Consider the following 2,055-nt stretch of genomic DNA (forward strand, 5'->3'; position numbering starts at 1 on the left):
CGCGGATCATCACGCGTGCAGCAGGAGGAACGAAGGAGATCGTCTTCACGGATCATCTTGGCAGTACGGTGCAGGTACGTCGCGGCACGCCGGAGTATGGTGCGGATCAGCGAGCGTACACGGCCTTCGGCGAGGATGTGAATCTTCCGAACGAAGCGCTGATGGGCCGTACGGGCTACATCGGCCGTGAGACGGACAACGAGAGTGATCTCGGCTTCTATGGCGTCAGGCAGTACGATGCGGGGTATGGCAGGTTCCTGTCTGTGGATCCGCTGTGGGCGAAGTACACCGCTCTGACGCCCTATCAGTATGCTGGGAACAATCCGATCACAAGTTATGATAACAATGGGCGACAGATTGAGCATAGCAAGAGTATGTCAGATGAAGAGAAGACTCTTGTCGTCGCGGTTACCGAGGAGTTGAGAAAGACACCGACTGGTGCTTCATTGCTTCGACATGCCGAGGGTATGGAACAGACAGTCGTTGTTGACATGCACAATAGCAGAGTTCTTGGCCAAAGTGGCCAGGCTTATGCTGAACAAGAAATATTCGAGAGAAGAAATGCTACAGAAAAGCAAATTAAGGATCCTGAGACAGGGGAACAGAAGAAGGTGGTGAAGAAAGAGTACCGAGGTGGGACAATTTCATTGCCTAACTCAGCGGACATGTCCGCGTTAGTCGAACTCTATGGCCATGAACTGAAGCATCAGGTTGAAGCTCAGACGAACCCGACCCAATGGTACTATAACCAGGAAAAAGACGAAAAGGACGAAAAGTCTTGCAATCATTACGGCAGTGAGTGTTATAATGAAAAGGGTCCTTATGATACTCAAAAGCAGATTCAGAAGGAGTATAAGGAAGTAAAAGCCAAGGATGAAGAAAGGAAGAGTAAGTAATGAGAACAGTTTGCACGTCCACAATAGCTATCGTTGCCATGCTTTGGGGTTGTGGAGTTCATGCACAGAAATCGCGCACTTTTCATGATCCGCTAATAGTGCGAGATAGCAATGTTCTGGATGTTTTATCGGCAAGAACTGCCTTGATACTTCACAGTGGAAAAACTTGCCTTTATGACATTAGAGGAAAGTACATTGTTGAAGAGGGGTACGAATCCGTTGAACATAGCGATGGATATGTCATGACACAGTCATTACATGGGAAAAAGAAAAGGTATAGACTTTATGATCAAAATTTAGAACCTATCCGTGAGTGGACAGCGACTTCGTCTAGGATACTAGCGGATGGGTATGTAAGTGTCGAACGTGAGGGGCGATGGGATCTTGTCGCTCCAAATGGAAAAGTCGCATATAGATCTCATCGATCTATCTTCTTTGCGCAATTGCCTTTTCTAGTCCTTGATAGTGCTAGTGTGCTATTTGATACTCGATTAGATAAGAGTGTGGTTGATAGTGTCGAAATGCTATTCCGATGGGGCAAAGGGGCAATTATTGAGGCAGCTACTAGTCAAGGGGCTCAATATACTTGGCTCGATTTCACTTCGGAGAGAAGAGTTGATCTCGGTAACGAAATATTGTCATCAACAGCAAGTTACATCGTCTTTCGTGATTCGAATAAAACTAAAATCGTTTATGATACTAATATGAATGTACGTTGCAGATCGGATAAATATATCCTAGAGTGTAGTGATATTATTCGGGTTGAATACTCGCAAAGTGCTCGTACATGGTGTTTTATCGATTTAGTAGGGAGCGATACTCGTTGTGGGTATGATGGGGTCCAACCAGATGGTAGTGGATGCTATATTGTGAGCAAGGATCGAAAATGGGGTCTACTTCGATATGACGGAAAAGTCATTATCCCAATCACACACCCGATCCTTCCTGATAAGAGTCGGAATTCGCACGTAAGTGTTACTACGTTGCCAAGTTACCGTGGGGACAACGTTATTAAGTTCTATACTAGTGATTGGAAGGTAAGCTATTACTACTATGACATCAACGGGTATTCTAGGTTGTTTCCTGACTAGGGTAGTGTTCCAGGGTAGTGTTCCAATATGTAGATGACGAAGCCGAATCGTTGGGATGCCGCTTGAAC

The 2,055-nt window shown here is 45.7% G+C and carries 1 pseudogene; it reads left to right on the forward strand.

What is annotated here, in order from left to right:
* Positions 1-896 (forward strand): annotated as a pseudogene (locus BGO89_00010) (hypothetical protein).
* The last annotated feature ends 1,159 nt before the right edge of the window (positions 897-2,055 follow it).

Origin of the sequence: Candidatus Kapaibacterium thiocyanatum (assembly GCA_001899175.1) — a bacterium.
Lineage (GTDB): Bacteria > Bacteroidota > Ignavibacteria > Kapaibacteriales > Kapaibacteriaceae > Kapaibacterium > Kapaibacterium thiocyanatum.